The organism is Streptomyces venezuelae (assembly GCF_008642315.1).
In the GTDB taxonomy this organism is placed as follows: Bacteria; Actinomycetota; Actinomycetes; order Streptomycetales; family Streptomycetaceae; genus Streptomyces; species Streptomyces venezuelae_D.
Genome location: NZ_CP029192.1, coordinates 4,908,564 through 4,934,771, shown reverse-complemented (window position 1 = coordinate 4,934,771; position 26,208 = coordinate 4,908,564). Strand labels below are relative to the sequence as shown.

Annotated in this window: 31 protein-coding genes and 1 pseudogene; 14 read left to right on the top strand and 18 right to left on the bottom strand. The window is 70.8% G+C overall.

Annotation, left to right across the window (positions count from 1 at the left end; translation table 11 throughout):
* Window positions 1-145 precede the first annotated feature (145 nt).
* Both DEJ48_RS21620 and DEJ48_RS21615 read left to right on the top strand, forming a co-directional pair.
* Window positions 146-1,081 carry a 1-phosphofructokinase family hexose kinase gene (locus tag DEJ48_RS21620; protein WP_150217753.1) on the top strand — a complete coding sequence of 312 codons (936 nt, stop codon included), beginning with the start codon at window positions 146-148 and terminating at the stop codon, window positions 1,079-1,081.
* 62 nt (window positions 1,082-1,143) lie between these two features.
* Window positions 1,144-1,992 (top strand): ketose-bisphosphate aldolase, encoded by an 849-nt coding sequence (locus DEJ48_RS21615; RefSeq protein WP_150217752.1) that lies wholly within the window; start codon window positions 1,144-1,146, stop codon window positions 1,990-1,992.
* Window positions 1,993-2,008: 16 nt separating this feature from the next.
* Here DEJ48_RS21615 and DEJ48_RS21610 read toward each other — a convergent pair whose 3' ends face one another.
* Together DEJ48_RS21610 and cdgB are read right to left on the bottom strand one after the other, a co-directional pair.
* Window positions 2,009-3,013 (bottom strand): carbohydrate-binding protein, encoded by a 1,005-nt coding sequence (locus DEJ48_RS21610; protein ID WP_150217751.1) that lies wholly within the window; start codon window positions 3,011-3,013, stop codon window positions 2,009-2,011.
* Between the two features lie 87 nt (window positions 3,014-3,100).
* Window positions 3,101-4,738 carry a diguanylate cyclase CdgB gene (cdgB, locus tag DEJ48_RS21605; RefSeq protein WP_150217750.1) on the bottom strand — a complete coding sequence of 546 codons (1,638 nt, stop codon included), beginning with the start codon at window positions 4,736-4,738 and terminating at the stop codon, window positions 3,101-3,103.
* A gap of 495 nt (window positions 4,739-5,233) precedes the next feature.
* Between cdgB and DEJ48_RS21600 the strand changes: the two genes are divergently transcribed.
* Entirely contained in the window at window positions 5,234-5,725 is a 492-nt protein-coding gene (locus DEJ48_RS21600; RefSeq protein WP_150221296.1) for a flavin reductase family protein, read from the top strand.
* 31 nt (window positions 5,726-5,756) lie between these two features.
* Here the strand turns inward: DEJ48_RS21600 and arfB are convergent, their stop codons facing one another.
* A complete protein-coding gene (arfB, locus tag DEJ48_RS21595; RefSeq protein WP_150217749.1) occupies window positions 5,757-6,185 on the bottom strand; it encodes an alternative ribosome rescue aminoacyl-tRNA hydrolase ArfB in 429 nt (142 codons plus the stop codon).
* 185 nt (window positions 6,186-6,370) lie between these two features.
* Here arfB and DEJ48_RS21590 point away from each other — a divergent pair, with 185 nt between their 5' ends.
* The gene (locus DEJ48_RS21590) at window positions 6,371-6,946 is read left to right on the top strand and encodes a TerD family protein (RefSeq protein WP_125513572.1); all 576 of its coding nucleotides are present in this window, start codon (window positions 6,371-6,373) and stop codon (window positions 6,944-6,946) included.
* 129 nt (window positions 6,947-7,075) lie between these two features.
* Here DEJ48_RS21590 and DEJ48_RS21585 read toward each other — a convergent pair whose 3' ends face one another.
* The 8 genes and pseudogenes from DEJ48_RS21585 to DEJ48_RS21550 all read right to left on the bottom strand — a co-directional run bounded on the left by DEJ48_RS21585 (window position 7,076) and on the right by DEJ48_RS21550 (window position 11,494).
* Window positions 7,076-7,819: a methyltransferase domain-containing protein gene (locus DEJ48_RS21585; protein ID WP_223832139.1), complete on the bottom strand. Its 744-nt coding sequence runs from the start codon at window positions 7,817-7,819 to the stop codon at window positions 7,076-7,078.
* 163 nt (window positions 7,820-7,982) lie between these two features.
* A pseudogene (locus DEJ48_RS40400) lies at window positions 7,983-8,432 on the bottom strand (hypothetical protein); the annotation flags it as partial.
* 98 nt (window positions 8,433-8,530) lie between these two features.
* Entirely contained in the window at window positions 8,531-8,761 is a 231-nt protein-coding gene (locus DEJ48_RS21575; protein WP_150217748.1) for a DUF397 domain-containing protein, read from the bottom strand.
* Window positions 8,762-8,861: 100 nt separating this feature from the next.
* On the bottom strand, window positions 8,862-9,704 hold the full coding sequence (locus DEJ48_RS21570; RefSeq protein ID WP_150217747.1) for a helix-turn-helix domain-containing protein: 843 nt from the start codon (window positions 9,702-9,704) through the stop codon (window positions 8,862-8,864).
* Entirely contained in the window at window positions 9,694-10,221 is a 528-nt protein-coding gene (locus tag DEJ48_RS21565; RefSeq protein WP_150217746.1) for a DUF6879 family protein, read from the bottom strand. The genes DEJ48_RS21570 and DEJ48_RS21565 overlap by 11 nt, the downstream gene beginning before the upstream one ends.
* Window positions 10,205-10,411, bottom strand: coding sequence for a hypothetical protein (locus tag DEJ48_RS21560; RefSeq protein WP_150217745.1), 207 nt, complete (start codon window positions 10,409-10,411; stop codon window positions 10,205-10,207). The genes DEJ48_RS21565 and DEJ48_RS21560 overlap by 17 nt, the downstream gene beginning before the upstream one ends.
* 160 nt (window positions 10,412-10,571) lie before the next feature.
* Window positions 10,572-10,766, bottom strand: a complete 195-nt coding sequence (locus DEJ48_RS21555; protein WP_150217744.1) for a DUF397 domain-containing protein — start codon at window positions 10,764-10,766, stop codon at window positions 10,572-10,574.
* Between the two features lie 11 nt (window positions 10,767-10,777).
* Entirely contained in the window at window positions 10,778-11,494 is a 717-nt protein-coding gene (locus DEJ48_RS21550) for a DUF5753 domain-containing protein (protein ID WP_223832138.1), read from the bottom strand.
* Between DEJ48_RS21550 and DEJ48_RS40395 the strand changes: the two genes are divergently transcribed.
* The 4 genes from DEJ48_RS40395 to DEJ48_RS21535 are packed head-to-tail and all read left to right on the top strand — an operon-like array spanning window position 11,472 to window position 13,788.
* Window positions 11,472-11,774: an ATP-binding protein gene (locus DEJ48_RS40395; protein ID WP_223832137.1), complete on the top strand. Its 303-nt coding sequence runs from the start codon at window positions 11,472-11,474 to the stop codon at window positions 11,772-11,774. The two genes, DEJ48_RS21550 and DEJ48_RS40395, sit on opposite strands and share 23 nt — an antisense overlap.
* Before the next feature lie 49 nt (window positions 11,775-11,823).
* Entirely contained in the window at window positions 11,824-12,165 is a 342-nt protein-coding gene (locus DEJ48_RS21540) for a PadR family transcriptional regulator (RefSeq protein ID WP_150217742.1), read from the top strand.
* Window positions 12,162-13,268: a hypothetical protein gene (locus tag DEJ48_RS39790; protein WP_190537515.1), complete on the top strand. Its 1,107-nt coding sequence runs from the start codon at window positions 12,162-12,164 to the stop codon at window positions 13,266-13,268. The genes DEJ48_RS21540 and DEJ48_RS39790 overlap by 4 nt, the downstream gene beginning before the upstream one ends.
* A 10-nt stretch (window positions 13,269-13,278) precedes the next feature.
* On the top strand, window positions 13,279-13,788 hold the full coding sequence (locus DEJ48_RS21535; RefSeq protein ID WP_150217741.1) for a GNAT family N-acetyltransferase: 510 nt from the start codon (window positions 13,279-13,281) through the stop codon (window positions 13,786-13,788).
* 9 nt (window positions 13,789-13,797) lie between these two features.
* Here DEJ48_RS21535 and DEJ48_RS21530 read toward each other — a convergent pair whose 3' ends face one another.
* The 4 genes from DEJ48_RS21530 to DEJ48_RS21515 all read right to left on the bottom strand — a co-directional run bounded on the left by DEJ48_RS21530 (window position 13,798) and on the right by DEJ48_RS21515 (window position 17,774).
* On the bottom strand, window positions 13,798-15,237 hold the full coding sequence (locus DEJ48_RS21530) for a M1 family metallopeptidase (protein ID WP_411757471.1): 1,440 nt from the start codon (window positions 15,235-15,237) through the stop codon (window positions 13,798-13,800).
* 73 nt (window positions 15,238-15,310) lie between these two features.
* Window positions 15,311-16,483 (bottom strand): YncE family protein, encoded by a 1,173-nt coding sequence (locus DEJ48_RS21525; protein ID WP_150221294.1) that lies wholly within the window; start codon window positions 16,481-16,483, stop codon window positions 15,311-15,313.
* Window positions 16,484-16,539: 56 nt separating this feature from the next.
* Window positions 16,540-17,142: an ankyrin repeat domain-containing protein gene (locus DEJ48_RS21520; protein ID WP_150217740.1), complete on the bottom strand. Its 603-nt coding sequence runs from the start codon at window positions 17,140-17,142 to the stop codon at window positions 16,540-16,542.
* Window positions 17,143-17,216: 74 nt separating this feature from the next.
* Complete coding sequence (locus DEJ48_RS21515) at window positions 17,217-17,774, bottom strand: GlcG/HbpS family heme-binding protein (RefSeq protein WP_150184792.1); 558 nt, start codon at window positions 17,772-17,774, stop codon at window positions 17,217-17,219.
* Between the two features lie 245 nt (window positions 17,775-18,019).
* Between DEJ48_RS21515 and DEJ48_RS21510 the strand changes: the two genes are divergently transcribed.
* Together DEJ48_RS21510 and DEJ48_RS21505 are read left to right on the top strand one after the other, a co-directional pair.
* Window positions 18,020-19,285: a sensor histidine kinase gene (locus DEJ48_RS21510; protein ID WP_150217739.1), complete on the top strand. Its 1,266-nt coding sequence runs from the start codon at window positions 18,020-18,022 to the stop codon at window positions 19,283-19,285.
* On the top strand, window positions 19,282-19,932 hold the full coding sequence (locus DEJ48_RS21505; RefSeq protein ID WP_150217738.1) for a response regulator: 651 nt from the start codon (window positions 19,282-19,284) through the stop codon (window positions 19,930-19,932). The genes DEJ48_RS21510 and DEJ48_RS21505 overlap by 4 nt, the downstream gene beginning before the upstream one ends.
* 6 nt (window positions 19,933-19,938) lie before the next feature.
* Here the strand turns inward: DEJ48_RS21505 and DEJ48_RS21500 are convergent, their stop codons facing one another.
* Entirely contained in the window at window positions 19,939-20,562 is a 624-nt protein-coding gene (locus DEJ48_RS21500) for a Uma2 family endonuclease (RefSeq protein WP_150217737.1), read from the bottom strand.
* A 156-nt stretch (window positions 20,563-20,718) separates the two neighbouring features.
* Between DEJ48_RS21500 and DEJ48_RS21495 the strand changes: the two genes are divergently transcribed.
* Window positions 20,719-21,219: a hypothetical protein gene (locus tag DEJ48_RS21495; protein WP_150217736.1), complete on the top strand. Its 501-nt coding sequence runs from the start codon at window positions 20,719-20,721 to the stop codon at window positions 21,217-21,219.
* An 18-nt stretch (window positions 21,220-21,237) separates the two neighbouring features.
* Here the strand turns inward: DEJ48_RS21495 and DEJ48_RS21490 are convergent, their stop codons facing one another.
* On the bottom strand, window positions 21,238-21,924 hold the full coding sequence (locus tag DEJ48_RS21490; protein ID WP_150217735.1) for a pentapeptide repeat-containing protein: 687 nt from the start codon (window positions 21,922-21,924) through the stop codon (window positions 21,238-21,240).
* Between the two features lie 136 nt (window positions 21,925-22,060).
* On the opposite strand from DEJ48_RS21490, the gene DEJ48_RS21485 reads away from it, so the two are divergent.
* The 3 genes from DEJ48_RS21485 (at window position 22,061) to DEJ48_RS21475 (ending at window position 25,656) form a co-directional block, all read left to right on the top strand.
* The gene (locus tag DEJ48_RS21485) at window positions 22,061-23,266 is read left to right on the top strand and encodes an NAD(P)-binding protein (protein WP_150217734.1); all 1,206 of its coding nucleotides are present in this window, start codon (window positions 22,061-22,063) and stop codon (window positions 23,264-23,266) included.
* A gap of 40 nt (window positions 23,267-23,306) precedes the next feature.
* Window positions 23,307-24,323 (top strand): zinc-binding dehydrogenase, encoded by a 1,017-nt coding sequence (locus tag DEJ48_RS21480; RefSeq protein ID WP_150217733.1) that lies wholly within the window; start codon window positions 23,307-23,309, stop codon window positions 24,321-24,323.
* Window positions 24,324-24,417: 94 nt separating this feature from the next.
* Window positions 24,418-25,656 carry a GNAT family N-acetyltransferase gene (locus tag DEJ48_RS21475; protein ID WP_223832136.1) on the top strand — a complete coding sequence of 413 codons (1,239 nt, stop codon included), beginning with the start codon at window positions 24,418-24,420 and terminating at the stop codon, window positions 25,654-25,656.
* A gap of 8 nt (window positions 25,657-25,664) precedes the next feature.
* On the opposite strand, the gene DEJ48_RS21470 is transcribed toward DEJ48_RS21475, so the two are convergent.
* Window positions 25,665-26,144, bottom strand: a complete 480-nt coding sequence (locus DEJ48_RS21470; protein ID WP_150217732.1) for a GNAT family N-acetyltransferase — start codon at window positions 26,142-26,144, stop codon at window positions 25,665-25,667.
* Between the last annotated feature and the right edge of the window lie 64 nt (window positions 26,145-26,208).

The window sequence follows — 26,208 nt, the reverse complement described above, 5'->3', positions numbered from 1 at the left end:
CCTGCTGTCACTCTCCGCTGACACCACCTGAACAGAAGGCGGTTGGCCCTCACCCCTGGGCCAACCGCCTTCTGTTTGGCATGATCAGAACCCTGGCGAGGCCCACAGCAAGCGCGAACGAACAGGCACTTCGGGGGTGGTACGAGTGATCCTCACCGTCACGCTGAACGCCGCGCTCGACATCACCTACCGCGTCCCCGCCCTCACCCCGCACGCCTCGCACCGCGTCACCGAGGTGACCGAACGCCCGGGCGGCAAGGGCCTGAACGTCGCCCGCGTGCTCGCCGCACTCGGCCACGACGTCACCGTCACCGGCTTCGCGGGCGGCGACACCGGCCGCATCCTGCACGAACGGCTCGCCGCCGAGCCGCGCGTGACGGATGCCCTCGCCCCGGTCGCGGGCGCCACCCGCCGCACCCTCGCCGTCGTCGACGCGGCGACCGGAGACACCACCCAGCTCAACGAGCCGGGCCCGGCCGTCGCCCCCGCCGAGTGGGCCGCTTTCCTGGACTCCTACGAGGAGTTGCTGCACCGCGAGGGCCTGGCCGCGGTCGCCCTCTGCGGCAGCCTCCCGCCGGGCGTCCCCGTCGGCGCGTACGCCCTCCTCGTACGGTCCGCACGCGCCGCCCGCGTCCCCGTCCTGCTCGACACGAGCGGGGAGCCGCTGCGCCGGGGCGTCGCCGCACGCCCCGACATCGTGAAGCCCAACGCGGACGAACTCGCCGAGCTCACCGGCTCCCACGAGCCCGCACAGGCCACCCGCGACGCCCGCCGCAGGGGCGCCCACGCCGTGGTCGCCTCCCTCGGCGCCGACGGCCTCCTCGCGGTCACCGCGGACGGCGGCTGGCACGCCCGCCCCCCGAAGCGGGTCCGCGGCAACCCGACCGGCGCGGGCGACTCGGCGGTCGCGGGCCTCCTCTCGGGCCTCGCCGAACACCTTCCGTGGCCGGACCGCCTGGCGCGCGCCGTGGCCCTGTCGGCGGCGACGGTGATGTCGCCGGTGGCGGGCGAGTTCGACCCTTCGACGTACAGAGATCTGTTGCCTCGTGTCGCGGTGACCGGGCAGGTCACCGCGGCCTGAACCTCCGCACCGCCTACAGCAATCGGCCCGGAGCGCCGGGCCTGGAGCAACTGGGGAGAACCGTGCCACTGGTCAGCACCGGCGAGCTCGTCTCGGGGGCCCGCGCAGCGGGTCACGGCGTCGCCGCGTTCAATGTCATCACCCTGGAGCACGCGGAGGCGGTCGCGCTGGGCGCGGAGCGGGCCGGAGCGCCCGCGATCCTGCAGATATCGGAGAACGCGGTGAAGTTCCACGGCGGCCGCCTCTCCGCGATCGCGGCGGCGACGGCGGCGGTGGCCCGCGCGTCATCCGCCCCGCTCTCGCTCCACCTGGACCACGTCACGGACCCCGAACTGCTGCGCGCCGCGCACCCGGAGGGCTTCAGCTCGGTGATGTTCGACGCGTCGAAGCTGTCGTACGGCGAGAACGTGAAGGCGACGGCGGACGCGGTCCGTTGGGGCCACGAGCGCGGCATCTGGGTCGAGGCGGAGCTCGGCGAGGTGGGCGGCAAGGAGGGTGAGGCGCCGCTGGACGCGCACGCGCCGGGTGTGCGGACGGATCCGGCGGAGGCGGTCGCGTACGTCGCGGAGACGGGCGTGGACGCCCTCGCGGTGGCGGTGGGCTCCTCGCACGCGATGACGGAGCGCACGGCGTCCCTGGACCACGAGTTGATCGCCGCCCTCGCGACCGCCGTGCCGGTCCCCCTCGTCCTGCACGGCTCAAGTGGCGTACCGGACGACGAGATCCGTCAGGCGATCACGTCCGGCATGGTGAAGATCAACGTGGGCACGGCCCTCAACACGGCGTTCACGGGCGAGGTCCGCGCCCATCTCACCGCCCACGAGACGGGCGTCGACCCCCGGAAATACCTCGCCCCGGCTCGCGAGGCGATGGCCGGGACGGTGGCGGGGTTCCTGGGGCTGCTGAAGTAGTCAGCAGCCCGAGCGGCTAACCGTTGCTTCCCTCGACGAGCCACATCTGGTCGATGTTCGCTCCGGTCGTCCCGCACAGGTCGCTCTGTGCGCAGGTGAGCGTGACGGTGTTGGTCCCCTTGGTGAGCTGGACCACTGCCCAGGTGTTGGTCCAGCCCTTCTCCCAGTTCCCTTCCTCCGCGTGGGCGAAGTTCTTCATGTTCAGGGGACGGGTCTGCTTCTTGCCGTTGACGAGGATGGTGGCGTTGGAGTCCTTGCCGGGCACTCCGTAGTTCACGCGGAGGCTGTACGACCCGGCCTTCGGAATCCCGTCGACCGTCCACGTGATCTGCGCGCCGACCTTGTCGAACCCGGCGACGTAGACCCCGCCGCCCGCCTTCGCGCCCTTCACGTCGGACGCCGTGGTCGTGCCGCCCTCCAGCTTGAGGGCCTTCGCGTCCGTCTCGGGGAGCTCCGCCTTCTTCTCGGGCTTCTTGGTCGGCTCGTCGCTCGGCTTGACGCTCTCGGCCTGCGACGGCGTGCTGCCGGCGCCCTCGTCCTTGCCCTTGTCGTCGTCGTTGCCGGTGATCAGCGCGGCGCCGATGCCGAGCGCGACGACCGCGACGACGGCGACCGCCGCGATCAGCAGACCCTTGGTGTTCGGGCCGCGGCCACGGCCGCCGCCGCCCGCGGGCGCGTACTGCGGCGACGTGACGGGCGCACCGCCGGGCTGCGCCTCGGGGGCGGTGTAGTGGGCGTTGGGCCGGCCGTAGCCCTGCTGGGGCTGCTGGGCCTGCTGGTGCGGGACCTGCTGGCCGTACGCCTGCTGGCCGCCGTAGGTCTGCTGGCCGTACGCCGGGCGCCGGTCGCCGACCGCGCGGACCTGGTTGTACGAGGACCGGGGACCCGGGTACCCGTAGCCGCCCCCGCCACTGGGCGGGGTCGCTCCGGCGGCCTGCCCGTCCTCGTACAGGTAGCCGAACGGATCGTCGTCGCCCTGCGGCGCGCTCGGCGTGTTCTCGCCGTTATTGCCGGGCGTCATTCCCTGGTCACTCCCTCACATCGCTGACGCGGGGAGCCTACCCGGTCCCATGGAGGGCAAGGGGTGGCGTCGGCCTCATCCAGGGCCCTATCCGGCCCGCCGGTGCTGTTTGGCACGGGACCGTTTCTCCACGTACATCCGCTGGTCAGCGGAGTGCAACACTTCGTCGGCGGACATCCCGCAGTGGGCCCATCCGATGCCGAAACTTGCCCCTACACGGACCGCTCTTCCGTCGACGCGGATCGGCGGGATGATCGCGTTCCGCAGCCGGACGGCGAGGTCCTGGGCGTCGGCCCGGCCGAGCCCGTCGGCGAGGACGACGAACTCGTCGCCGCCGAGCCGTGCCACGGTGTCCCCGTCCCGGACCCCGCTGGTGAGGCGGCGGGCGACCTCGATGAGGACGGCGTCGCCGGTGTGGTGGCCGAAGCGGTCGTTGATGGACTTGAAGCCGTCGAGGTCGCAGAAGAGGACCGCGAGCCCCTTCGTGCCGTCGTCCACGTCGTCGTCCCCGCCCTCGGGGGCGACGGTGTGGACGTGGTGGTCGAAGCCCTCTTCCTGCTGGTGCGAGGTGTGCCCGAAGTCAAAGCCGTGTTCATAGGCCGCGTCGAGGGAGTCCACCGCGCTGGGCTGGCCCGCGTGGGGCCTGCGACAGAGACGGGCGCTGAGGCGGGCGCGGAGCTCGGCGGAGTTGGGCAGTCCGGTGAGGGAGTCGTGGCTGGCCCGGTGGGCGAGCTGCAGCTCGCGGCGCTTGCGGTCCTCGATGTCCTCGACGTGCGTGAGGAGGAAGCGGGGCCCGTCGGCGGCGTCGGCGACGACGGAGTTGCGCAGCGACACCCACACGTACGTCCCGTCGCGGCGCGCGAGCCGCAGTTCGGCGCGGCCGCCCTCGGCGCTGGTGCGCAGCAGCGTCCCGATGTCCTCGGGGTGGACGAGGTCGGAGAACGAGTAGCGCCGCATGGCGGAGGCGGGGCGTCCGAGGAGGCGGCACAGGGCGTCGTTGGTGCGCAGGATCCGCCCGTGCTGGTCGCCGCCCATCTCGGCGATGGCCATGCCGGAGGGAGCGTACTCGAAGGCCTGCCGGAAGGACTCCTCGCTGGCCCGCAGTGCCTGCTGTTCCCTCTCCAGCCTGACGAGGGCGCGCTGCATGTTGGCGCGGAGGCGGGCGTTGCTGATCGCGATGGCGGCCTGGAACGCGTACATCTGGAGGGCCTCGCGGCCCCAGGCACCGGGCCTGCGGCCGTTGCGCGGCCGGTCCACGGAGATCACGCCGAGGAGTTCGCCGCCGGCGGCGCCGGTCGCGTACATGGGCGCGAAGAGGCGGTCGGAGGGGTGCCACTCGTCCTCGAAGCGGGGCTCGGGCCCCTCGGTGTACCACTGCGGAACGTCATCGTCATCGAGGACCCAGCCCTCGGTGTACGAGATGAAGCGCAGCGCTCCCCAGGCCTCGCCCATGGCGAGGCGGCGCTCCCAGGCGTCGCGGGAGCCGACGCGTCCGGTGATGAGGGCCTCGGCGGAGGGGTTGCCCGCGAAGGCGGCGACGACGAGGTCGCCGTCCGGGCGCACGAGATTGACGCATGCCAATTCATAGCCAAGGCCGTTGACGACGCCGTCGGCGACGGTCTGCAGCGTGTCCGCCAGGCTCCGGGCCGTGTTCAGCTCCGCTACCACCTGGTGCAGCTGCCGCAGGGTCGCAAGACGGACGTACGGCTCCGACTCGGTCTCCATGCTCGTTCTCCCCGAGACCTCGACAGCAACTCCAGGATGCGCGGCGCCCGCAGTGTTCTTCGGTGTGGACCTCTGTTGGCGGTCGGTCTTCAGCGACCTCGACCTTGTGCCTTTGTGCCCTCAGTGTCTTTCACTGTCGTCCAGTGTCTTATTGCCACCGTCACTGAATCACAGCGAGCAGCTCACTCGGTACACAGGGTCAACAAAATATGGGTCCTGTGACTCAAGTCACAGGTGAGCACCCGCCGTTGGTCCAGTCCCTTGGACTAGTCCACCGCAGGTCACGGCACTCCGTGCCACTACCGCCTCCCTTCCGCCCGCCTCCGGTCCTAGGACCCCTCTGGGCCCAGAGCCCGATGTTTCGGGTGACACGCACGGGCTAGCGTCGACGATGTGGCTCACGTACTCAAAACTCTCCCGGCCCCGCCTGCCCCAGGTTCCCCGTCATCGGATGGGCATGCTGATGGGGTGAGCAACGACGAGTTCCGCGCGGCGATGTCCCGCCTGGCCGCGGGCGTGGTCCTGGTGACGGCGCGCGAGCCCGGCCTGGACCCGGACGACCCGACCGCCCCGATGGGCGAGGACGTGGGCATGACGGCCACGGCCTTCCTCTCGGTCTCCCTCGACCCGCCCCTGGTCATGGTGAGCCTGCGCGAGGGCTCCCGGATGGACGACCTGCTGGCCGAGCAGCCGCTGTGGGCGGTGTCGGTGCTCGCCGAGAGCCAGCGCCACATCGCGGGCCGCTTCGCGATGAAGGGCCGCATCAGCGACCGCCTGCTCTTCGAGGACCTTCCCTACGTACGCGGTGCGGCGTCCGGCGCGCCGATGGTGGGCGGCGCGCTCGCGACGCTGGAGTGCCGCACGGAGCAGACGGTGGCGGCGGGCGACCACACGCTGGTCATCGGCCGCGTCCTGACGGCGTCCGCACCGGGCGGCGAGGCCGGCCCCCTCACCTACTTCCGCGGCCGCTACCGCGCCCTGGGCTAGGGGGGCGCGCCCCGTCAGGGGCGCGGAGAAGTCAGCCCCAGCCCCGCCCCGAGCGCCCCCGCTTGGTCTCACTGCGCTGCTTCTTGTTCCGCAGACGCCGCTCGTTGATGCCGCGAGGAATCTTCGTCGCGCGCCGCGGCTTGGGCGGCGGTGCGGTCGCCTCGGCGAGGAGAGAGGCGAGCCGAGTCGCCGCCATCTCCCGGTTCCGCCACTGCGACCGGTGCTCGCTCGCGCGTACGGCGATGACCCCGTCGACGAGCCGCGGCCCGAGCCGTTCGAGGGCACGCCGCTTCCACACCTCGGGCAGCGCGTCCGTGTTCGCGAGGTCGAAGCGCAGCTCGACCTGGGAGTCACTGGTGTTCACGTGCTGCCCGCCCGGCCCTGACGACCGCGAGAAGCGCCACATGAGCTCGGCCTCGGGCAGGGAGACGGAGCCGCGGATGACATGGGGACCGGACATGCCTCCATGGTCCCGCGTCTGTCGGGCTCACGTCACACGCTTTTCGCGCTTCTCTGCGGAGACGGGTAAAGAAAGTAAAGCGATGCGGAACCCTGGGGACCCTGGTCCGCGTTCTTAGGGGTGACGGTAGCTTCGTCCCCAGTACGAAGCCCGTACGTATGCAACGAGGGAAGGGACTCCCAACAATGGCAGTAAGCCTGTCCAAGGGTGGCAACGTCTCGCTCACCAAGGAGGCTCCGGGCCTGACCGCCGTCACCGTGGGCCTCGGCTGGGACGTCCGCACCACCACTGGCACCGACTTCGACCTGGACGCCTCCGCCATCGCGGTGAACACCCAGGGCAAGGTCTTCTCGGACCAGCACTTCGTCTTCTTCAACAACAAGGCGACGCCGGACCAGACCATCGTCCACACCGGTGACAACGTCACGGGCCAGGGCGAGGGCGACGACGAGCAGATCAACGTGAACCTCGAAGGCCTCCCGGCCGACATCGAGAAGATCGTCTTCCCGGTCTCGATCTACGACGCCGAGAACCGCTCGCAGAACTTCGGCCAGGTGCGGAACGCCTTCATCCGCATCATCAACCAGGCCGGCGGCACGGAGATCGCGCGCTACGACCTCTCCGAGGACGCCGCGACCGAGACAGCCATGGTCTTCGGCGAGCTGTACCGCAACGGCGCCGAGTGGAAGTTCCGCGCGGTCGGCCAGGGCTACGCCTCGGGCCTGGTCGGCATCGCCCAGGACTTCGGCGTGAACGTCTGATCCGACGTCTGACGTCTCGAAGGGCCCCGGCAGCACCGCTGCCGGGGCCCTTCGGCGTCCGCACTCCCGCTCACCGACCGCTGGCCCGGGGCGGTATTCAGATGGCGAAGCGCCATGACTCGTCAGGCGTCAGCAGATGGCTGCCCTCGGGGGAGAGTTCCGCGCGCATCGAGTGCAGAGGGAACCTGCCGTTCTCCTCCCACCTCCTGCGAACACGTTCCAGAGCATTCCAGAGCCGGCGAGGGCCACCCTGGTGCACCACGGGCGACGTACCGCCCTCGGCTCGGGCCCACGAGCCGTCCGCAGCGAGCAGCCAGACCAGGCGGTGCGAGCAACGGTCGTGACGACTCGTCCCTCGGGGCGGAGCGCGCGGAGCCACGAGGCGGGGACGGGCCGTACAGAAACCGTCGCCATGATGCGGTCGTACTCGGCATCGGCGAGTTCCCCCGTCGCGTCGACAGCTTCCGACCGAGGGGTTCGCCCGAACTCGGCGAGACGGGTACGGGCAGCCTCGACCAGGTACGGGTCCACATCCACACTCGTCACGTACTCGTCCCCGAAGCGACGCGCGAACAGACCGGCGGAGTACCCGGAGCCAGTACCCACATCGAGCACACGCTGCCCCGGCTTCACATCGAGTCGGTGGGCCATGGACACGATGAGTCCCGGCAGGGTGCTGGACGAGGTGGGGTCGCCCTTCCGGCACACCAACTTCCATTCCTGCGCTGGACTGTTCGGGATTCGCTGCCACCACCGCGGGACGAGCTGGTGGCGGGGCGTACGGCTGACGGCTTCGTGCCATTCGGGTGCGTTCGCGGTCACCTTGTCGGCGAGGGCACGAGCGGCGTCGGTCCATGCGGGCGCTTCGGTCATGCGGCCTCTCCTTGCAGCGCGTCGGCCATGGCTTCAACGAGCGGCACCCCGGGTGTGACAGCCAGTCGAGCCGCGCAGCCTTGCTGCCCGCGTGGATGGCCACGGTCAAGCGCACCTCGTACGGCTTGTCCACGCACTCTTGGAACGGCACCAAGCCCCCCGCAAGGTCCGGCATTGCGCGATTCGGGGAGCAGCACACCAGGGCCACAGACAGGAACGAGGGCCGTTCGAGATAGAAGCCGTGCGATACGTCCCCGCCCCGACCGAGCCGTTCGACAGCGGAGTTGACCAGTAGCGCCAGCCGGGTGCTGTCGCGGTCCGACTCGGAGGCGAACCGGGCCGTGTACTCGACGAGCCGTTCCCCGAGCCATTCCGCCGCCTTCTTCGGCTCCTCCCAGGTACCCCGGATCAGTTTCTCTGGCTTGATCAGCCAGTACGCCGTTTCGAGAGGCGGGAGGTCTGCGACGGGGAACTCCGCCTTCACTTCCCTGTGCCGATGGATCAGTTCCGGGTTGGCGTCCGCCGGGGGTGGGTCAGGGTGTGGAGGCCGTCTCATCGCCTCGTCGTCGAACCGTTGCTTGGGTCCGGTCCACAGGTAGCCGAGGTGGTGCAACTGTCATCCCGTTCAATGCAGGAAGAAGGGAAGAAGTCCCCAGCCGGCCCCGCCGCTCGGAGGAGCTAGCCGGGGCCGGAGGGCACCAGGAACGGCCGTCAGGCCGAGACGGTGAATCGGGCCGGGTCGATACCGGCCGCGTCCAGTTCGGCGGTAGTGAACCTCAGCGGCTCCGCACTGGGCCGCTTGCTGTCGCCCATCGCCCACGTGTCGGGGCCGATCTTCGCCAGCGTGGCGCAGGACTCGCCGTCCGGATGGGTGTTGCCTCCACACGCCTTGAGGAACGTGGCTCCGCCGATAGGCAAGCTGTACAGGTCGGTTTCGGGCATGGGTGTGCCTTCCTGTGAGGTCAGGGACAGGGGCAGGCTCAGAGCTGGTACTGCTCCGGCACAGCTATATCCTCGGACCGCAGGCATGGGGCCTCTAGCGTTATTCGCGTTGTCGGGTAAAGAGAACGGACCACTCGTTCAGGAGTTCCCGGCACTCGTCGCCGAAGACTGCGTACGACTCGTACCTCTCGAAGTCCTCGCGGTACGCGTTCACGTCGCGATGGTCCCGAAGTATCAAAGCACCGGTTCCGGTTTCCACGGTGGCCAGTCGTCGGTCGTAGACCCTGAAGGTATTCAGCGGCATTTCTGGAATGCGGCCGGCCAATGGGATGACCCCGAGCCGAACATTCGGAATCCGAGAGACCGAAGCCAGTCGGTCGAGCTGCACGGCCATGGCGAGAGGCGGCAAAAGAGGCCAACGAACGGCTTGTTCCATCAGAAGGAACGTGAACGACTTCGATGAGTCGTAGAGGACGCTTGGGCGTTCCAGTTTCTTCGCGATGGTCTTGGACTGGTCGCCAGGAACGTCCGCGATACTGGCACGCACGTAATCCGGCGTAGCCAGAAGACCTGTGATCGCCGAGAGCAGGAAGAAGCGAAACTCTGTGGCAACTGCTTCAAGCCTGCCCAGCTCGTTCTGCTTCTTGTCTAGACCCCGGCGCCGTGAAGACCAATGATCCTGCCACTCGGTATTCGCTGTGCGAACCAAGTCCAGGATCTGCGCGGCTGCCGGATCATCGACCCCAAGCGCTTCCAGTATCAGTTCGACGTCGACAACAGCGGGAGTAAGTTTCCCGCTCTCAATGTTACTGACCTTGGTTTGTGACATGCTGCAGCGGCGAGCGAGCCAGGTCTGGGTTCTCCCGGCTCGCTTCCGCAGGCTTCGCAGTGCTTCCGCTAGGTCCGACCTGGACTGACCTAGCCGCGCAGGCTCAAAGGTCAAGGCCCTTCACGTACTCCTCGAAGGGCAGAGACTCAGCTACCGCAATGCGCTGGTACTCGATGAACTGGGACACGTCGCCGCCCCCGAATACCTCGCGGTTGATCTGCTTCCCGTCCGGCTCATAGTTCATGAGCACGACTTCCGATCGATCGAACATCCAGAAGTCTTGAACCCCTTCAAGAGGGTTGGGTCGGCCGGTCACGTCGAGAATGCGGATCTGCTCCCCGGCCAAGAGGTGCGGCCGGTAGTACTGGGAGAACTCGAACCGCAGATACTGCGACAGAGGGCGAGTGACGACGTGGACGCGCCCTTGAACGCGCCCCTCCGCTGCCTGCCGACGGAGTCGGTCCGTGTACTCGTTGTGGACCGACGAGGGATCGATGCGTACGCCGTCACGGAACGCCTGGAGTTCCTCCGCTTCCTGCGGCATGAGGTACTGCGGCAGGGTCTCGAGGCGCCACGCCTCCCGCTGGAATTCCTCGAAGCGCGCGGCCCACTCATCACCAGCCAAGAGCACGGACAGCCTCCCTCAGAACGTCCTCGGGGATCTCAACAAGCCCTTCCCCCGCTGGGGGTCGGAACGCCTTGGACACGTCGCCCTGCACGACGATGGAGCCGGACGCGGTGCGGTAGACGTTCGGGCAGTCGTCCTTGCCGCACTCGCCGTTCCCGTTTCCGGTAAGCCGGGTCAGTTCCTCACGAGCCATGGTGAAACTCCCTGTCCCGCGCCCCCCATGGGGCGTCTCCACGACCGTACGGAGAGGGCGCCACCGTCGTCTATGCGGGCACGACAATATTGGCGTTGTCGCATAAATCTCCGTGATCGGGAGAGGTCAGCACCAAGTCAGCGCGATCTCCTGGCGTAGCTCAGCGACTGCCGTCGGGGCGGCGGGTCCTCTGCCAGCGGGTCAAGGCGTTCAGGCTCGCGGGCGTGGTGGCTATCACCGTGTCCGGGTCGTCGCTCTCGCGGAGGAGGAGGTGTCCGTTGACTCTGGCCAGTTCGACGCAGTTCGGACCGTCCGCACCCGAAAAGGACGACTTCTGCCACTGCGTGTCAGGCATGTCGGGACCTCTCACAGTTCTCGTACGATGCGGCGGATGAGATGGCGGGACTCCCTCTCGGACAACGAGGACTGCTCGGCCGAGTCCAGAAGCCTTCTGTACTTCGCGAGTTCAGCGGCTGCACCGATGAAAAGACCCCCCACCGGGCTGTCGATCTGCGCGGTATCCAACTGCGGCACGACGCCTCCCGCGTACAGCAGGGGGCTGGTCACCTCGATGAAGCCCTCGTTGGTGAACGGGATGACCCGGACCGTCACCGTCGGCCACTCCGAAGCCTCCAGCAAGTACTCCAACTGCCCCCTGGCGACCTCTCGGCCGCCGAAGCGCATACGCAACGCCGCCTCGTGCACGATCGCCTTGAACGGCGGCGGATCGTCCCGTTCGAAGATCCTCCGGCGCCTCATCCGGAACTCCACGCGTGCTTCGACTTCCGCAGCGGGAAACGTGGAAGCGCTGCTGCCGTGCAGCGCTCGCACGTACTCCTCGGTCTGGAGAACACCTGGCACATTCAGTGTCTGAACACTGCGTAGACACGTCGCGTGGTGCTCCAACTCCGCGATGTTCAGGAAATCCGGTGGCAGCACACCCCTGTACTCATCCCACCAGCCCTGCCCGCGCGACTCCCCCGCGATGACGCACAGCGCATCGACCAGCTTCACGTCGTCGCACGAGTAGAACACCGCAAGGCGCCGGATCCGCTCCTTCGTGACCGACGCCGTGACGCACACCGGCTCACCGACCATCGACCTGGAGACCGTGGTTCTGCACGACGGCGTGCGCGTCGTCGTGTACGACGATCACGCCGCCGCCGAACCGCTCGCCGCGCTCGACGTCTCCCGGGACAGCGAGCACGGGCGTGGATTGCTGCTCGTACAGGCCCTTGCCGACGACTGGGGCGTGGGGCCCGCCGCTCATCCGCGCGGCAAGGGCAAGAACGTCTGGTTCGAGATTCGGCGGGACGGCGGTGGGACGGGGATTTACAGAACCCCGACTATTCTGGATACTTGAATAGTCCGCGAAGCTGAAGACAGGACCTACACACCAAGGAGGGGAAGCCGTGGCCACCCCACCCACCGCCTGGACCCGCGCCGCGCTCCCCCTCTGTCTGCTCGGGATCCTCGACGGCGAGCCGAAGAGCTACGGGTACGCCCTGCTCAGCCGGCTCGGCGACGCGGGGCTCGACGGCGTGAAGCCCGCGACCCTCTACCCCGCCCTCACGCGCCTCGAAGAGGAAGGCGCCGTCGAGGTCGAGTGGGGGGCGGGCGACGGCGGACCAGGGCGGAAGTACTACCGGATCACCGAGGAGGGGCGGGCGCGACTGCGGCGTGACCAGGCCGCATGGGGGGACTTCTCCCGTACCGTCGCCTCGCTCCTGCCCGGCCGAGGGGGAAGCACATGAGCAAGTCACCCGCAGCACCCGAGATCACCTGGGCGCGCAAGGAGGACGAGGACTGGGCCGACACCGTGCTGCTGAGGCTCGCCCTCGACGAGGACGTGCCCGTCGGGTTCGCCGAGGAGGTGCTCGCCGAGGCCCGTCAGCTCGTCGAGGAGGCCGGCGAGCCTGCCCGTGAGGTGTTCGGGGACCCCGCCGCGTACGCCCGGAGCGTCGCCACCGAGCGGGTCGGCGAGACGTACCGGGCCAAGATCGACACGCGTGGACTGCGGCCCGCCGAGCGGCTCGGTGCCGCCCTCGGCTCCATGGGGTTCCTGCTGTTCGCCGTCTTCGGTCTCGTCTGGATCCAGGACGGTCTGTGGGTCGGGGTGAACTGGTCCTCGGTCGCGGGGCTCACGGGGATCGGCCTGGCCGTCGGCGCGGGATGCGTCGCCTTCGTCGCGCGTGCCGCCGGGCTGTTCCGCGGCATGTGGTGGTTCCTCGCGGGGGCGGCGGCCGCGCTCGTGGGCGCCGTCGGCCTCGCCAACACGCTCTCCGACGAGCGGCTGTTCCGCGTGCCCGCGCCGGTCCTGATGCTGGCAGGCGTGCCGTTGGCCGTCGCCGCGTTCCTGCTCCCGGAGGAGAGGATCGATCGTTGGTTCACGCCCGCCCGCCCGGCGGGCGGCCTGGACGACGAGCAGTGGCTCGCGCGTCTGGACGGGCTGCTGCGCGGGCGGCACGGCATGAAGACCGCCGAGGCGCGCGCCCACGTGGAGGAGGTGCGCCAGCATCTCGCCGCGGCCGCGGAGGAAGCGGCCACCGGAGACGGCCGCGCCGAGCACGTCTTCGGCGACGCGGAGATCTACGCCCTGCGCCTCTCCGAAGGCCCGCGCAGGCAACAGCGCGTCACGCGCCAGAAGTTCTACGCCGCCCTGGCCTCGTCCGTGCTCTTCGGCGTCCTCACCGTCGACAGCCTGCTCGACGCGCACGACCGGTCGTCGGGCTGGGCCGCCGCCTACGTGGGGGCGTTCGGCTGCGCCGCCTGGGGCGCCGTCAGCGAATGGCGCACCTTGCGCAAGCAACGCGCGGCTCACACGGACCTCGCGGACCCCGCCGCCCCCAAGCCATAGCCTGCCCCGCATGATCCTCGAACCGCTCGTCGCCGTCGACGGCGCGCTGCCCGGTCACCTCCTCACCGAGGTCACCGGGCTCTACGCGTCGAACCGCGCGTTCTTCGCGCTCAGCGGCGACTTCCCCGACCCCGACGACATCCGCGTCGAGCAGGTCGCCAAGGCCCTCGCGGACGAACTCGCGCACCCGGACGCCGAGGTGCTGCTCGCACGCTCCCGCGGCCGTCTCGTCGGTGTCGCCCTCACGCTCGCCCGCCACCCGGACCCCACCGACCCCGACCCGTGGATCGGGCTCCTCATGGTCGACGCAGGCCTGCATCGCACCCGGGTGGGGCGGGAGTTGGCGGCGCTCGTCGAGGACCGGTTCCGGGCGGCGGGGCGTGACGCCGTGCGCCTCGCGGTCCTGGAGAACAACCCGAAGGCGCTCCGCTTCTGGACCGCGCTCGGCTACCTCGTCATCGGGCACCGCGAGGACCGCGCGCGGCACCGCCCGTGCGCCGTCCTGCGCAAGCGGCTCTGACCCCCGCGTTCACGGCCGATCCGGCTTCCCGTCCCCGTACAGCCAGTCCCCCCAGATCCGGCTCACCCTCGCGCGTGCCCCGTCGCCGCCCGCGTGCTCCTCGACGTACTCCGTGAAGTCGTTCGTGTCCGCGTTCTTGTGCCGGTACGTCTTCGTCCAGCCCTGCACGATGTCGTAGAACGCGTCGTCGCCGACGGCCTGCCGGATCTTGTGGATGACCATGGCGGCCCGGTCGTAGACGGGCGGGTCGGAGATGCTCGCGGCGTCCGTGGGCCTGGCGGGCGGGAACGCCCAGATCGCTTCGTTGTCCGCCTTGTCCTCGTAGTAGTCGCCCTTGTAGAGCGCGTCGAAGGTCTTCTGGGCGCTGTCCCCGTCGTGGTCCTCGTCGTACAGCCACGTCGCGTACGTCGCGAAGCCCTCGTTGAGCCACATGTCGCGCCACGACTTGGGCGTGACGGAGTTGCCGAACCACTGGTGGGCGAGCTCGTGGACGAGGAGGTCCGTGCTGGGGGCGCCGGGGAAGACGGGGCGGTTCTGGGTCTCCAGCGCGTAGCCCGCGTCGTCCTCCCGGTCGACGATCGCGCCGGTGGAGGAGAAGGGGTAGGGGCCGAAGTTGTACTCGGACCACTCGATGACGTCCGGGATCTTCGCGAGGACCTTCTTGCTCGCCTTCGCCTGCGAGGGGTCGACGGCCGTGATGACCGGCAGCCCGTCCTTCGTCGTCGACGTCCGCATCTCGTACTCGCCGATGGCGACGGTCGCCAGATAGCTCGCCATGGGTTCGGCGCTGTGCCAGGCGAAAGTGGTGCGGCCGTTCTTCGTCGACTCGCGGGTCAACTCGCCGTTCGAGACGGCCTTCAGGCCCTTGGGGACGGTGACCTGTATGTCGTACGAGGCCTTGTCGCTCGGGTGGTGGTTGCCGGGGAACCACGCCATCGAGCCGGCCGGTTCGCCGAGGGCGAGCGCGCCGTCGTCCGTCTTGAGCCAGCCCTCCTCGGCGCCGTCGTCGTCGGTGATGGTCTCCGGGGTGCCGGAGTAGCGCACGACCGCGCGGAACGTCTCGCCCCGGTCGAGCTCGTCGGCAGGACGGACCCGCAGCTCGTGGCCCGCGCGCTGGAAGCGGGCCGCCTTGCCCTCGACGGTGATGCCGGAGACGTCCAGGCCCTTCAGGTCGAGGTTGAAGGAGCTGAGGTTCTTGGTGGCGCGTGCGGTGATCTCCGCGGTGCCTGTGAGGTGCCGGGAGTCGGGGTCGTAGCCGAGGGTCAGGCCGTAGTGCGCCACGTCGTAGCCGCCGTTGCCCAGCTTGGGGAAGTACGGGTCGCGCACGCCGTCACGGCCCGGCGTGCCGTCGACGCCCGAACCGTCGCAGCCGCCGACGGCCGCGAGCAGGGCGAGGGCACAGGTGAGGGCGGCGGCTCGGGCGGCCGTAGAGCGCAGTTCCAGTTCCACGCCGGTGATCTTATGCGGCAAATGTTCGGAGCGGGTCGGTATGGCCGCCGCCCGCTGTCGCGGCGGAGCCCCGTCAGAGCACCGCGATGCCCAACGGCCGCTCTCCCGCCGGGAGTCGGCGCACCGTCCCGTCCTCCGTGTCGACGACCGAGATGCCGTTCCAGTAGCCGTCGCGGGTGAAGCCGCCCGTGACGTACGCGGTACGGCCGTCCCCGGACACGGCGACGTCCTCGTGCGGTCCGTCCAGCGGGATCACGCGCTCCTCGCCGCCCTTCGTCCGCACCGTCAGCGAGGGCCCTTCGTCGGCGTCCGGGTCGATGGGCCCGGTGCCGACGGCATAGAGCGTGCCGTCGTCCGTGACCGTCACGCCGTGCTGGTGCGTGTTGGCGGTCATCTTCTCGACGTCGTACTCGCCGGTGCGCGGATCGAGCACGACGAGCTTCTCGCCCTCGAAGGGCAGCAGGAGCTTGCCGTCGGCGGGCCGCACGGCCGTGTAGTGCGGCTTCAGCCAGGAGCCGAGGCCGCCCTCCGTTCCGTAGGGGGCGACTTCGATGCGGCGCGGTTTCGGCTTCGACTTCGGCGAGTCGGTGCGTACGACCGTCACGTCGAAGGAGTCGTGGTCGGTCGCGTAGACCTCGCGGCCGTCCTTCGACACGTCGACGTCGAAGGGCCGCCGCCCGACGGGCACGGCGTCGGTGACCTCCCGCTCGTCCGTGTCGATGACCTCAAGGACCCCGTTGCCGTCCGGCACGTTGACGCCCACGTAGACGTGCTCGCCGTCGGGTGCGAGGGCGATGCCCATGCCGCCGCCGCGGTACTCGCCGGTCGTGACCGGGCCGGTCTCCGTCTCGTACGGGATGCGGTCGACGCGCTCGCGTGCGGCGGTGTCGACGACGGCGACGCCCTCGGCGGTCGCCACCCAGGCACGGCCGTCCTCGCCGACGGTCAGACCGTAGGGCGCCTTGCCGACCTTCACGGAGTCGACGGGGCCCTTCTCCGGGTCGACGAAGGTGACGGTGTCGGAGCCGAAGTCGGCCACGAGGAGGGTGCCTTCGGGGGTCTTGGTCGTGGTGGGGAGGGTGGCGGTGGGGCGTGCGGGTTCGGGGGTCGCGGTGGCGCGGGCCGGGTCCGGGGTGGACGCGGCGGCTCCGTCGTCGCCGGTCGCGCAGCCCGCGAGTACAGCGGCGGCGGCGACCACGGCCGTCGTGGCGGCGAAGACCCGCCGGACCGCCGCGCGCCCCGTCACGGCACGCCCTTCAATGACACGCCCCTTCACGGCACGCCCCTTTCCGCCGCTCCCCTTCACCGCGCGCTCCGCAGCAGCGCCGCGATGCGGTCGAAGCCGCGCCGCTCGGCGTGCGCGAGCGGTGTGACGCCGTCCCGGTCCGCGAGGTCCGGCGTCGCGCCCGCGGCGAGGAGCAGCTCGACGATCTCCTGGTGCGCGCGGCCGCCGTCGCCGAGGATCACGGCCTCCAGGAGGGCGGTCCAGCCGAGGTCGTTGACGTGGTCGACGTCGATGTCGGTGACGCGCAGCACTTCCCGTACGTACGCGACATGGCCGCGCTCCGACGCGGGGATCACGGAGATCCCGCCGAAGCGGTTGCGCAGCTTCAGGTCGGGCCCGGCGGGCAGCAGCGCGTGCAGCATGGCGACGCTGCCCGTCACTCCCGTGACCAGCCAGGGGCTGTCGGAACGGTGGTCCTGCGCGTCGACGTCGGCCCCTGCCGCGACGAGCACGCGGGCCGCCTCGACGTGGTCGCCGATCGCGGCGAGCAGCAGCGGGCTGCGCAGTTCGGTGTCGCGTGCCTCGACGCGGGCGCCCTCGTCGAGGGCTGCGGTCACTTCGGCGGCGTTCCCGGTGCCGGCGGCGTCGAGCAGGCGCCGGTCGGCGGCGGTGGTGTTCATGGCGGATCTCCTCGTCGTGCGGGCCCCCGCGCGGACGGGCGCGGGGGCCGGGAAAAGCCTGTGCATGAAGGAGATCAGCGGTTGAGCGCCGCCACGCCCGCCTTCGCGAACTTCTCGTCCAGGTCGCCGCTCGGGGCGCCGGCGACACCGATGCCCGCGACGGGCGCGCCCTTGGCCGTGACCGGCGCGCCGCCCGCGAGGAACAGGGTGCCGGGGATGTCCTTCAGGTTCGGGGCCTGCTCCAGGCGCTTGGTCAGCTCGGAGGTGGGCGCGTTCCAGGACACGGCGGTGTACGCCTTCTTCACGGCGGACTCGGGGGACTGCGGGCCCGCGCCGTCGCCGCGCAGCTCGACGATGGTGTTGCCGTTGCGGTCGACGACGGCGACGGAGACGCGCTGGTTCTCCTTCTTCGCGGCGTCGAGGGTGGCCTGCGCGGCCTTGGTGGCGGCGGCGACGGTGAGGTGCGTGGACTGCGTCAGGTTCTTGTTGCCCGCGTCGGCGGTGACGGCGGCCTTGGAAGCGGCGTCGGGGGTGCCGGCGGTGGCGGAGACGGCGCCGAAGGTGCCGGCGCCGAGGACGGCGGCGGTGGCGGCGACGGTGAGGACGCGGGTGCGGCGGGAGAGCTTCTGCATCGGGGGCTCCTGGGGTGGTGGTCTCGTGAGGTGGTGGTCTCGTGAGGCGGTCGAGGGAGGGGTTCTTGCCTCTGCCCTCAATGCTGTGGCCGCACCCGGGGCCCACCCCTCCACGTACCGGCTCGCTGCCGCGCGCGACTCGGCCGACACCAGGGTCAACCGATCGGTTGACCCCTGTGGGGTCCCGGCGGGTCACAATGAGGTTGTTTGCCCAGTTCAGGATGGCTGTACGAGCCGTATGAGACATGCGAGACGTACGAGCCGTACGAGAAGGAGGCCCCGCCGTGGGACAGCGCACGCCGGGCCCCACCCCCCGCACTCCCGGCCTCGACCCCCGCACGCCGCCCGACCCGGACGCCCGCTGGCTCGCGGCCGTCATGCACACCGCGTTCTTCCTGCTCCTCGGGTCGTCACTGGCCCGCTTCCTGATGCGGCACCCCGGTGAGCCCCGCACCCCGTGGATCATCGCGCTCTCCGTCTCCCTCGCGCTCCTCTACGTGCTCGGCCCCACCGTCGGCGCCCGCCCCACCGCACCGCGCCGCCTGATCTGGCTGAGCCTCGTCGTGGCCGTCTGGGTCGTGATCGTCATACTCGCGCCGAGTTTCGCGTGGTGCGCGGTGCCGCTCTTCTACACCGGACTCCGTACGCTGCCGCCGCGCGCCGCCCTCTTCCTGGTGGCCGTGCTGACCGCGTTCGTGGTCGTCGCGCAGCTGAAACTCGCGGGCGCCTTCGACCCGATACTGCTGTTCGCGCCGCCCGCGTGGGCGGCGGTCGCGGCGGCCGTGTTCCTGTACATGCAGCGGCAGGCCGCCCGCCAGCGCGAACTCATCGACGACCTCATCCGTACGCGCCGCGAACTGGCCGCCACGGAGCGCCGCGAGGGCACCCTCGCCGAGCGCCAGCGCCTGTCCATGGAGATCCACGACACCCTCGCGCAGGGCCTGTCCAGCCAGCAGATGCTGCTGCAGGCCGCCGACCGCGTCTGGGACACGGACCCGGCGAAGGCCCGCACGCACGTCCGCACCGCGGAGTCGATCACCGAGCACGGACTCGCGGAGGCCCGCCGTTTCGTGCACGACCTGGCGCCGGCCGACCTCGCGGACGGCGGCGGCGTGGTCCAGGCGCTGCGGGCGCTCGCGGAGCGCGAGTCGGACGCGGGACTCACCGTCCGCTTCCACGCGGAGGGCACCCCGCCGCCGCTGCCCGACCGGGTGAGCTCGGCGCTGCTGCGCATCGCGCAGGGCGCCCTGGCGAACGTACGCGAACACGCGGACGCGAACACGGCGGCGCTGACCCTCACGTTCCTCGACGACCAGGTGGTCCTGGACGTCGCGGACGACGGCCGCGGTTTCACGCCGCCGTCCGCCACGGGAGCCGGTACGGGCGTACGCGGACACGGTCTGCCCGCGATCCGCGCGCGGGCCCACCAGCTCGGCGGCACACTGACCATCGAGTCGGCGCCCGGCGAGGGCGCGGTCCTGTCCGTATCGATCCCGCTGGAGACACAGTGACCGGCACAGCCCCCGCCCCCACCCCCGTCCGCCTGCTGGTCTGCGACGACCACGTCGTCGTGCGCGCGGGCCTGCTCGCCCTGCTCGGCAGCGCGCCGGACATCGAGGTGGTCGGCGAGGCGGGCACGGGCGAGGAGGCGGTGGCGCTGGCCGCGAAGCTGACGCCGGACGTCGTCCTGATGGACCTGCAACTGGGCGAGGGCATCGACGGCGTGGAAGCCACCCGCCGCATCACGTCGGCCCCGTCCCCGACGCCCCACGTCCTGGTCCTGACCACGTACGACACGGACGCGGACATCACCCGCGCCATCGAGGCGGGCGCGACGGGCTACCTCCTCAAGGCGGAGCGCCCCGAGGAACTCTTCTCCGCGATCCAGGCCGCGTCCCAGGGCCGCACCGCGCTCTCACCCCCGGTCGCCTCCCGCGTCATGGCCCGCATGCGCGCCCCCCGCCCCACGCTCACCGACCGCGAACGCGACATCCTCGGCCAGCTCTCCCAGGGCCTCGGCAACCGCGAGATCGCCCGCGCCCTCTTCATCAGCGAGGCCACGGTAAAAACCCACCTGGGCCGCATCTACGACAAGCTGGGCGTGGACACGAGGGCAGGAGCGGTCTCCGTGGCGAAGGAACAGCGCCTGCTGCCGTGAGGCGGTTCAGAAATCGCTGGTGTCGAGCTCGAAGCCGAGGGGCTCCGGAAGGGGGACGACCTTGGACAGCTTGAAGATCTCCTGGTGCTCGTACTCCTCGCCGGCGGGCTCCGTGTACAGCACGGCGTTCCCCGCCTCACGGTCGATGAGCAGGTAGACGGGGATGCCCGCGCGGGCATAACCGAGGATCTTCTTGTGCCGGTCGTTGTCGCCGGTGGACCGGGAGGTCACTTCCGCAACGAGGAGGACGGCGGCGGGGTCGTGGTACTTGTCCTCGTTGGCGAAGCTGCCCTTGGGGGCGAGCACCAGGTCGGGCATAACCTGCCCGGTCAACGAGGCGCCCGGCACGTAGAGGCCGATACTCGTGTAGCGCCCCAAATCCTTGCGGTGGTCACGCACCTGCCCGTTGATTTCGGACACGATTTCCTCATGCTCCCCATTGGGCGGAGGCGTCACGTGGATCTCCCCTTCGATCAACTCCACGCGCCACCCCTTGGGGGCAACCGCGTTGAACCAGACGAAGGCTTCCTCCACCGGCATGGCAGGCACCCGGTCCTGGACGAGACTCACCAGAGACCGACGGTCGAACTCCTGGCAGGGCTCGTACTCCGGAAGTGGCAGTGCTGCCATGACGGAACCTCCTTCGCTCAACGCGACACGGTCAGCCTAGGCCTCAACGCCCCTACGGAACGGCGAACCGTTCACCCGAACGCGTGAGCGGCATCGTTTCTGCAGGTCAGCGGCGTGAAGCCGACCCACACGCCCCGCCCATGACACCATCGACCCGTGCTCGACATCGGCTACGCCCTCTCCCGCCGCTTCCCCGACCCCGCCCAGCTGGACTACAGCCGCGCGGACGTCCACGCGCTGCGTCACGACCTGTTCTGCGGGGACGTGTACCTGGCGGACACCAAGGCGGACCGGGAGCTGTCCACAGCCTGGGGATGGGTTCCCGTGCTGGACTTCGCGTGGGCGCTGTGCGACATCGTCGAGACGCTCGACAAGGATCCGATGGGCAGCCGGGCCTCCCGCCCCCAGTACGCGGAGCTCGACTTCACGGAGTCGACGGACCGCATGCTGTTCGCCCGCCGTTTCGGCTGGGTCGACATCGAGGCGGACTGGATGGATCCGGACGAGGCGCCGCTGACCTTCTCGCACAGCGAGCTCCGCCGCGAGGCGCGGGACTTCCTGCACGATCTGGTCGCCGACCTCACGGACCTCCACGACTCGCTCGCGGACAACCCGGCGATCTGGTCCCTGCTGTCCCGCTTCCCCCGCACCTCATAGCTCCCAGGGGAGCTGCCGCTACTCCCCCGGCCCCGCCACCCGCACCCCCACCTGCGCCGCGAACGCCGGAGCCAGTTCCATGAGCTGGGACGGGCTGATCACCGCACCGGCGAGGCGCTCGATGCCCCGCGCGATGTCCAGCTCCGCCGCGTCCCGCAGGTCCACGTCCTTCATCCGCACCCCCGTGAAGTCCGCTCCCCGCACCACGCAGTCCCGGAACTCGACCCGCTCCAGCGACGCCTGCCCGAAGTCCGGCTCGACCAGGACGCACCCCTCGAACACGACGTCCCGCAGCCGCGCCTTCCGCAGGTTCACGTAGTCGATCTTTCCGCCGCGCACCACGACCCGCTCCAGGACGCCCCCGTGCAGCTGCACGCCGCCGAGCCACGCGTCGACGACCTCGACGTCCCGCAGCGACGCCTCGGCGAGGTCCGTCCCCACCCCGCGCGGCTCCGTCAGCACGGAGTCCACGAACCGCGCCCTGACCAGCCGCGTCTCGCCGACCGCGCACCCCGTCACCGCGCAGTCCATGAACAGGGCGCCGCCACCGTCCTGCCCGCAGAGGTCCAGGTCCCGGAATTCCACGCCGTCGTAGTCCCCGTCGGGCCGCAGCTCCCCTCCGTCGAACGGCCGGAGCGGAGGCAACCGCACCTCGGCCCGTCGAACCGCCTCGACCACCCGCACCGGTTTCGTCCTCTGCGCCATTCCCCCATCGTGCACCCCGGCACTGACAACGCCCGCCGACCGCCGGAGCCTCCCACCGGCCCGATGTCACATCCCGACCACCCCGGCACGTCCAAGAGGTGAAGTCCAAGCACCCGGCCCGAGGGAGCCCACCTCCATGCCCACGTACACGCCCCCCAGCAGGCCAAGCCTCAAGCTCACCGTCATCGGCGGCGGCCTCGCCGGCCTCACCGCGGCCATCAGCGCCGCCGAGGCGGGCGCCCGCGTCACCCTCCGCGAGGCCCACCACACCCTCGGCGGCCGCGCCCGCACCTCCGAAGGCACGTACAAGACGAACGAGGGCCCCCACGCCCTCTACAACGGCGGCCCCCTGTGGACCTGGCTCAAGCAGCGCGACCTCATCGGGCCGCTCGCCCCGCTCCCACCCCTCGAAGGCACCCGCCTGCGCCTACTCCACGGGGGCGCACTGCGCCGCACCCCGCCCCTCGCCATGCTCAAACTCCTGCGCCGAAGGACCGAACAGGCGCCGGTGGACCGTGACTTCATGTCGTGGGCCACGGAGGAGGTCGGCGAGGAGGGCGCACGCGCCGCCGCCCACTACGTCGCCGTCGCCACTTTCCACCACGACCCCGGCTCGCTCTCCGCCCGCTTCGTGCACGAGCGGCTGCGCCGCACCACCAAGCTGCCCCCGCAGGCGCACTACCCGCGCGGCGGCTGGGGTTCCGTCGTCGACCGCATGGCCGCGCTGGCGTGGAACATGGGCGTACGCACGGAGACGCTGGACCGGGTGGACACGCTCGACGGCCTCCCGCAGGACGGGCCCGTCATCGTCGCGACGTCCCTGGACGCGGCCCGCAGGCTCCTCGACGACGCGTCCCTGCGCTGGGAGAGCGGCCGCACGACACTCGTCGACGTGGCGTTCCGTTCCCGAAGGGGCGACCTCTTCGCCGTCTCCGACCTGGACAGGACGGGCTGGGTGGAGCGCTTCACCGCCCAGGACCGTACGCTCGCCCCCGCCGGGGAGCAGCTCGTACAGGCGCAGATCCCCCTTTCCCCCGACGAGACCAAGGCCGACGGCGTGGCCCACGCGGAGCGCCTCCTCGACCGCGGCTTCCCGGGCTGGCGCGAACGTCTGACGTGGCGCCGCGCCTCGGTCGCGAACGGCCGTACGGGCGCGCTGGACCGTCCAGGTACGACCTGGCGGGACCGCCCCTCGATCGACCGCGGAGGTGGTGTCTACGTAGTGGGCGATCAGGTCGCGGCGCCGGGGCTGCTGTCCGAGGTGTCGTTCAACAGCGCGGTGGAGGCGGTTTCGCTGGCCCTCACGAAGTCGGCGCTTGACCTCAAGTCCACTTCAGGTTGAAAGGTGAGGGGCACACGGACACACCCTCTAGGAGCCCCTCATGCGCGCCATCCGTCTCCACGCCTTCGGCCCCGCCGAGAATCTCGTCCTCGACGAGATACCGGACCCCGAACCGGCGGCAGGTCAGGTCCGCATCGCCGTGGCGGCGGCCGGCGTGCACCTCCTGGACACCGCGATCCGCGAGGGCATCCAGGGCCCGCTGCCCGAACTCCCCGCCCTGCCCACCGTCCCCGGGCGCGAGATCGCGGGCGTCGTCGACGCACTCGGCGACGACGTCCCGGCGCACTGGCTGGGCAGGCGCGTCGTCGCCCACATCGGCTTCGCCCCCGGCGGCTACGCCGAGCGCGTCGTCACCGAGGCGTCCCGCCTGCACGAGGTCCCCGACGACCTCGACCCCGCGGAGGCGGTCGCCCTGATCGGCACGGGGCGTACGACGATGGGCATCCTGCGGTTCGCCGCGCTGACGCCCGAATCCGTGGCCGTCGTCCCCGCCGCGGCGGGCGGCATCGGCACGCTCCTCACGAAGTACGCCAAGTACCGCGGCGCCACCGTGATCGGCCTGGCGGGCGGCCCGGAGAAGACGGCCCGCGTCCGCGCGAACGGCGCCGACCTCGCCGTGGACTACACCGACCCGAAGTGGCCCGAGGAGGTCCGCGCGTACCTCGCGGAGCGGCTCGACGGCCGCGCGGCCACCGTCGTCTTCGACGGCGTGGGCGGCGACGCGGGACGGCACGCGGTGGACCTGCTCGGCCCCGGCGGCACCCACATCGTCTTCGGCTGGTCCGGGAAGGGTCCGCACGACGGTGAGCCGCTCACGTTCACCGAGGAGGAGCTCGCCGCGCGCGGCATCACGCAGCTCAACGTGCTCGGCCCGGCGATGATGCGGAAGGCGGGCGGCGACAACCCGGTCCGCACCCTGGAGCTCGCCGCCCTCACCGCCGCGTCGCTCGGCCACTTCACCCCGGCCGTGCAGCGCTTCCCGCTCGCGGAGGCGGCCGCCGCACACCGCGCCCTGGAGTCCCGCGCCACGATGGGCAAGGTCGTCCTGGTCCCCTGAGCCTGGCCCCCTGGGCCCGGTCCCCTGAGCCTGATCCCCTGAGCGCACGGAAATACGGATGCCCGCACGGCATGCGGGAACTACCGTCCGTTATATGGGTATGGAATCCGTCCAATCCGTCCGGTTCCGCGACATCCCCGAGGCGGGGATCGACCGCGCGCTCTCCCTCGCCTACCTCGTCTTCCACGAGAACCCTGAGGACGAGAAGCGCAAGCACCACCATGACCTGCTGCGCGGCTGCACCCGCATCGGCGCGTACGAGCACGACGAACTCGTCGGCTTCGTCGCGGCGTTCCCCTTCACCCTGTCCGTGCCGGGTGGCGAACTGCCCTGCCCCTGCCTGACGTTCGTCTCCGTGGCCCCGACGCACCGGCGGCGCGGCGTGCTCTCCGGCATGCTCGCGGAGCTGTTCGCGCGGGCCTCGGCGGACGGCGCGCCGATCGCGGCCCTGTGGGCGTCGGAGGACGCGATCTACGGAAGGTTCGGCTTCGGCCCCGCCACGCACGGCCACACCGTGGAGGTCGACTCCCGGCGCCCGCTCGCCCTGCGCATCGCCCCGGACGAGCGGCCACTGCGCCTGGTCGACCCCTCCGAGGCACCCGGCGTGCTCGGGGAGTACTACGACCGGACCCGCGCCGACCGCGCCGGACGCATCGCCCGCAGTGAGGCGTGGTGGCGCGAGGAGTGGCTCGTGGATGAGGACGAGGAGGACGACGAGCTGTCGCCACCCCGCGTGGTGGTCCTCGGCGCCCCTGACGACTCCGTCGCGGGTTACGCGATCTACCGCACCAGGACCCGCGACGACGCCCCCGGCCTCGTACGCCTCGACGAGTTGGAGGCGGACACACCCGCCGTCGCGGCCGCCCTCTGGCGCTACCTCGCGTCGATCGACCTGACGGGCCTCATCCGCGCATGGGGACGGCCCGTGGACGACCCGCTGCACCTCCTCTCGGCCGACCGCGACCAGGTGCGCGTCACCGGCGAGTTCCCCGCGCTGTGGGTCCGGCTCGTCGACGTGCGCGGGGCGCTGGAGGCCCGCTCCTGGGCGGCCCCGGTGGACGTGGTCCTCGACGTCCGAGACGACCGCCTCCCGGCCAACGAGGGCCGCCACCGCCTGACGGCGTCCCCCGAGGGATGTACGTACGAGAGGACGGAGGACCCCGCGGACCTCACCCTCGACGTGCGCGACCTGGCGGCCTGCTACCTGGGCGGCACGAAGACGGACGCCCTGATCCGCGCGGGCCTGGCCACGGAGCACACCCCCGGCACGGCGGCGGCGCTGGACGCGGCCCTGCACACGCCGCTGCTGCCGCACACGGTGGACGAGTTCTGACGCGCGCCCTATGACCGGCCGCCCAGCGCGTCCAGCGCGCCGTCGGTCAGCCGGTACACGGTCCACTCGTCCTGGGGCAGCGCCCCCAGCGACCGGTAGAAGTTGATCGACGGCTCGTTCCAGTCGAGCACGGACCATTCGAGGCGCTCGTAACCGCGCTCCACGCAGATCCGCGCGAGCTCGGTGAGGAGCGCTTTGCCGTGCCCGCCGCCGCGCGCCTCGGGGCGTACGTACAGGTCCTCCAGGTAGATCCCGTGCACACCGCGCCACGTCGAGAAGTTGAGGAACCACAGCGCGAAGCCGACCACGTCGCCGGACGTGTCGTCCTCGGCGATGTGGGCGAAGGCGGCGGGGCGCTCCCCGAAAAGGGCCTCGCGCAGCTGCTCCTCGGTGGCCTTCGCCTCGTCGGGCACCTTCTCGTACGTGGCGAGGTCGCGCACCAGGGCGTGGATGACGGGGACGTCGGCGGCTGTGGCGGTACGAATCATGAAGGCAGCAAGCCACGCGTGCCGCACCGAGTCAACGGCATCTCACCTGCCGAGCTTGCTGAGC

Coding starts and splice junctions, on each gene's coding strand:
- DEJ48_RS21610 (WP_150217751.1), bottom strand. CDS start 3,013: ATGACGCCCGGCAATAACGGCGAGAACACGCCGAGCGCGCCGCAGGGC.
- cdgB (WP_150217750.1), bottom strand. CDS start 4,738: ATGGAGACCGAGTCGGAGCCGTACGTCCGTCTTGCGACCCTGCGGCAG.
- DEJ48_RS21600 (WP_150221296.1), top strand. CDS start 5,234: ATGTCCCGCCTGGCCGCGGGCGTGGTCCTGGTGACGGCGCGCGAGCCC.
- arfB (WP_150217749.1), bottom strand. CDS start 6,185: ATGTCCGGTCCCCATGTCATCCGCGGCTCCGTCTCCCTGCCCGAGGCC.
- DEJ48_RS21590 (WP_125513572.1), top strand. CDS start 6,371: ATGGCAGTAAGCCTGTCCAAGGGTGGCAACGTCTCGCTCACCAAGGAG.
- DEJ48_RS21585 (WP_223832139.1), bottom strand. CDS start 7,819: ATGACCGAAGCGCCCGCATGGACCGACGCCGCTCGTGCCCTCGCCGAC.
- DEJ48_RS21575 (WP_150217748.1), bottom strand. CDS start 8,761: ATGCCCGAAACCGACCTGTACAGCTTGCCTATCGGCGGAGCCACGTTC.
- DEJ48_RS21560 (WP_150217745.1), bottom strand. CDS start 10,411: ATGGCTCGTGAGGAACTGACCCGGCTTACCGGAAACGGGAACGGCGAG.
- DEJ48_RS21555 (WP_150217744.1), bottom strand. CDS start 10,766: ATGCCTGACACGCAGTGGCAGAAGTCGTCCTTTTCGGGTGCGGACGGT.
- DEJ48_RS39790 (WP_190537515.1), top strand. CDS start 12,162: ATGAGCAAGTCACCCGCAGCACCCGAGATCACCTGGGCGCGCAAGGAG.
- DEJ48_RS21535 (WP_150217741.1), top strand. CDS start 13,279: ATGATCCTCGAACCGCTCGTCGCCGTCGACGGCGCGCTGCCCGGTCAC.
- DEJ48_RS21520 (WP_150217740.1), bottom strand. CDS start 17,142: ATGAACACCACCGCCGCCGACCGGCGCCTGCTCGACGCCGCCGGCACC.
- DEJ48_RS21515 (WP_150184792.1), bottom strand. CDS start 17,774: ATGCAGAAGCTCTCCCGCCGCACCCGCGTCCTCACCGTCGCCGCCACC.
- DEJ48_RS21510 (WP_150217739.1), top strand. CDS start 18,020: ATGCGAGACGTACGAGCCGTACGAGAAGGAGGCCCCGCCGTGGGACAG.
- DEJ48_RS21500 (WP_150217737.1), bottom strand. CDS start 20,562: ATGGCAGCACTGCCACTTCCGGAGTACGAGCCCTGCCAGGAGTTCGAC.
- DEJ48_RS21490 (WP_150217735.1), bottom strand. CDS start 21,924: ATGGCGCAGAGGACGAAACCGGTGCGGGTGGTCGAGGCGGTTCGACGG.
- DEJ48_RS21485 (WP_150217734.1), top strand. CDS start 22,061: ATGCCCACGTACACGCCCCCCAGCAGGCCAAGCCTCAAGCTCACCGTC.
- DEJ48_RS21480 (WP_150217733.1), top strand. CDS start 23,307: ATGCGCGCCATCCGTCTCCACGCCTTCGGCCCCGCCGAGAATCTCGTC.
- DEJ48_RS21475 (WP_223832136.1), top strand. CDS start 24,418: ATGGGTATGGAATCCGTCCAATCCGTCCGGTTCCGCGACATCCCCGAG.
- DEJ48_RS21470 (WP_150217732.1), bottom strand. CDS start 26,144: ATGATTCGTACCGCCACAGCCGCCGACGTCCCCGTCATCCACGCCCTG.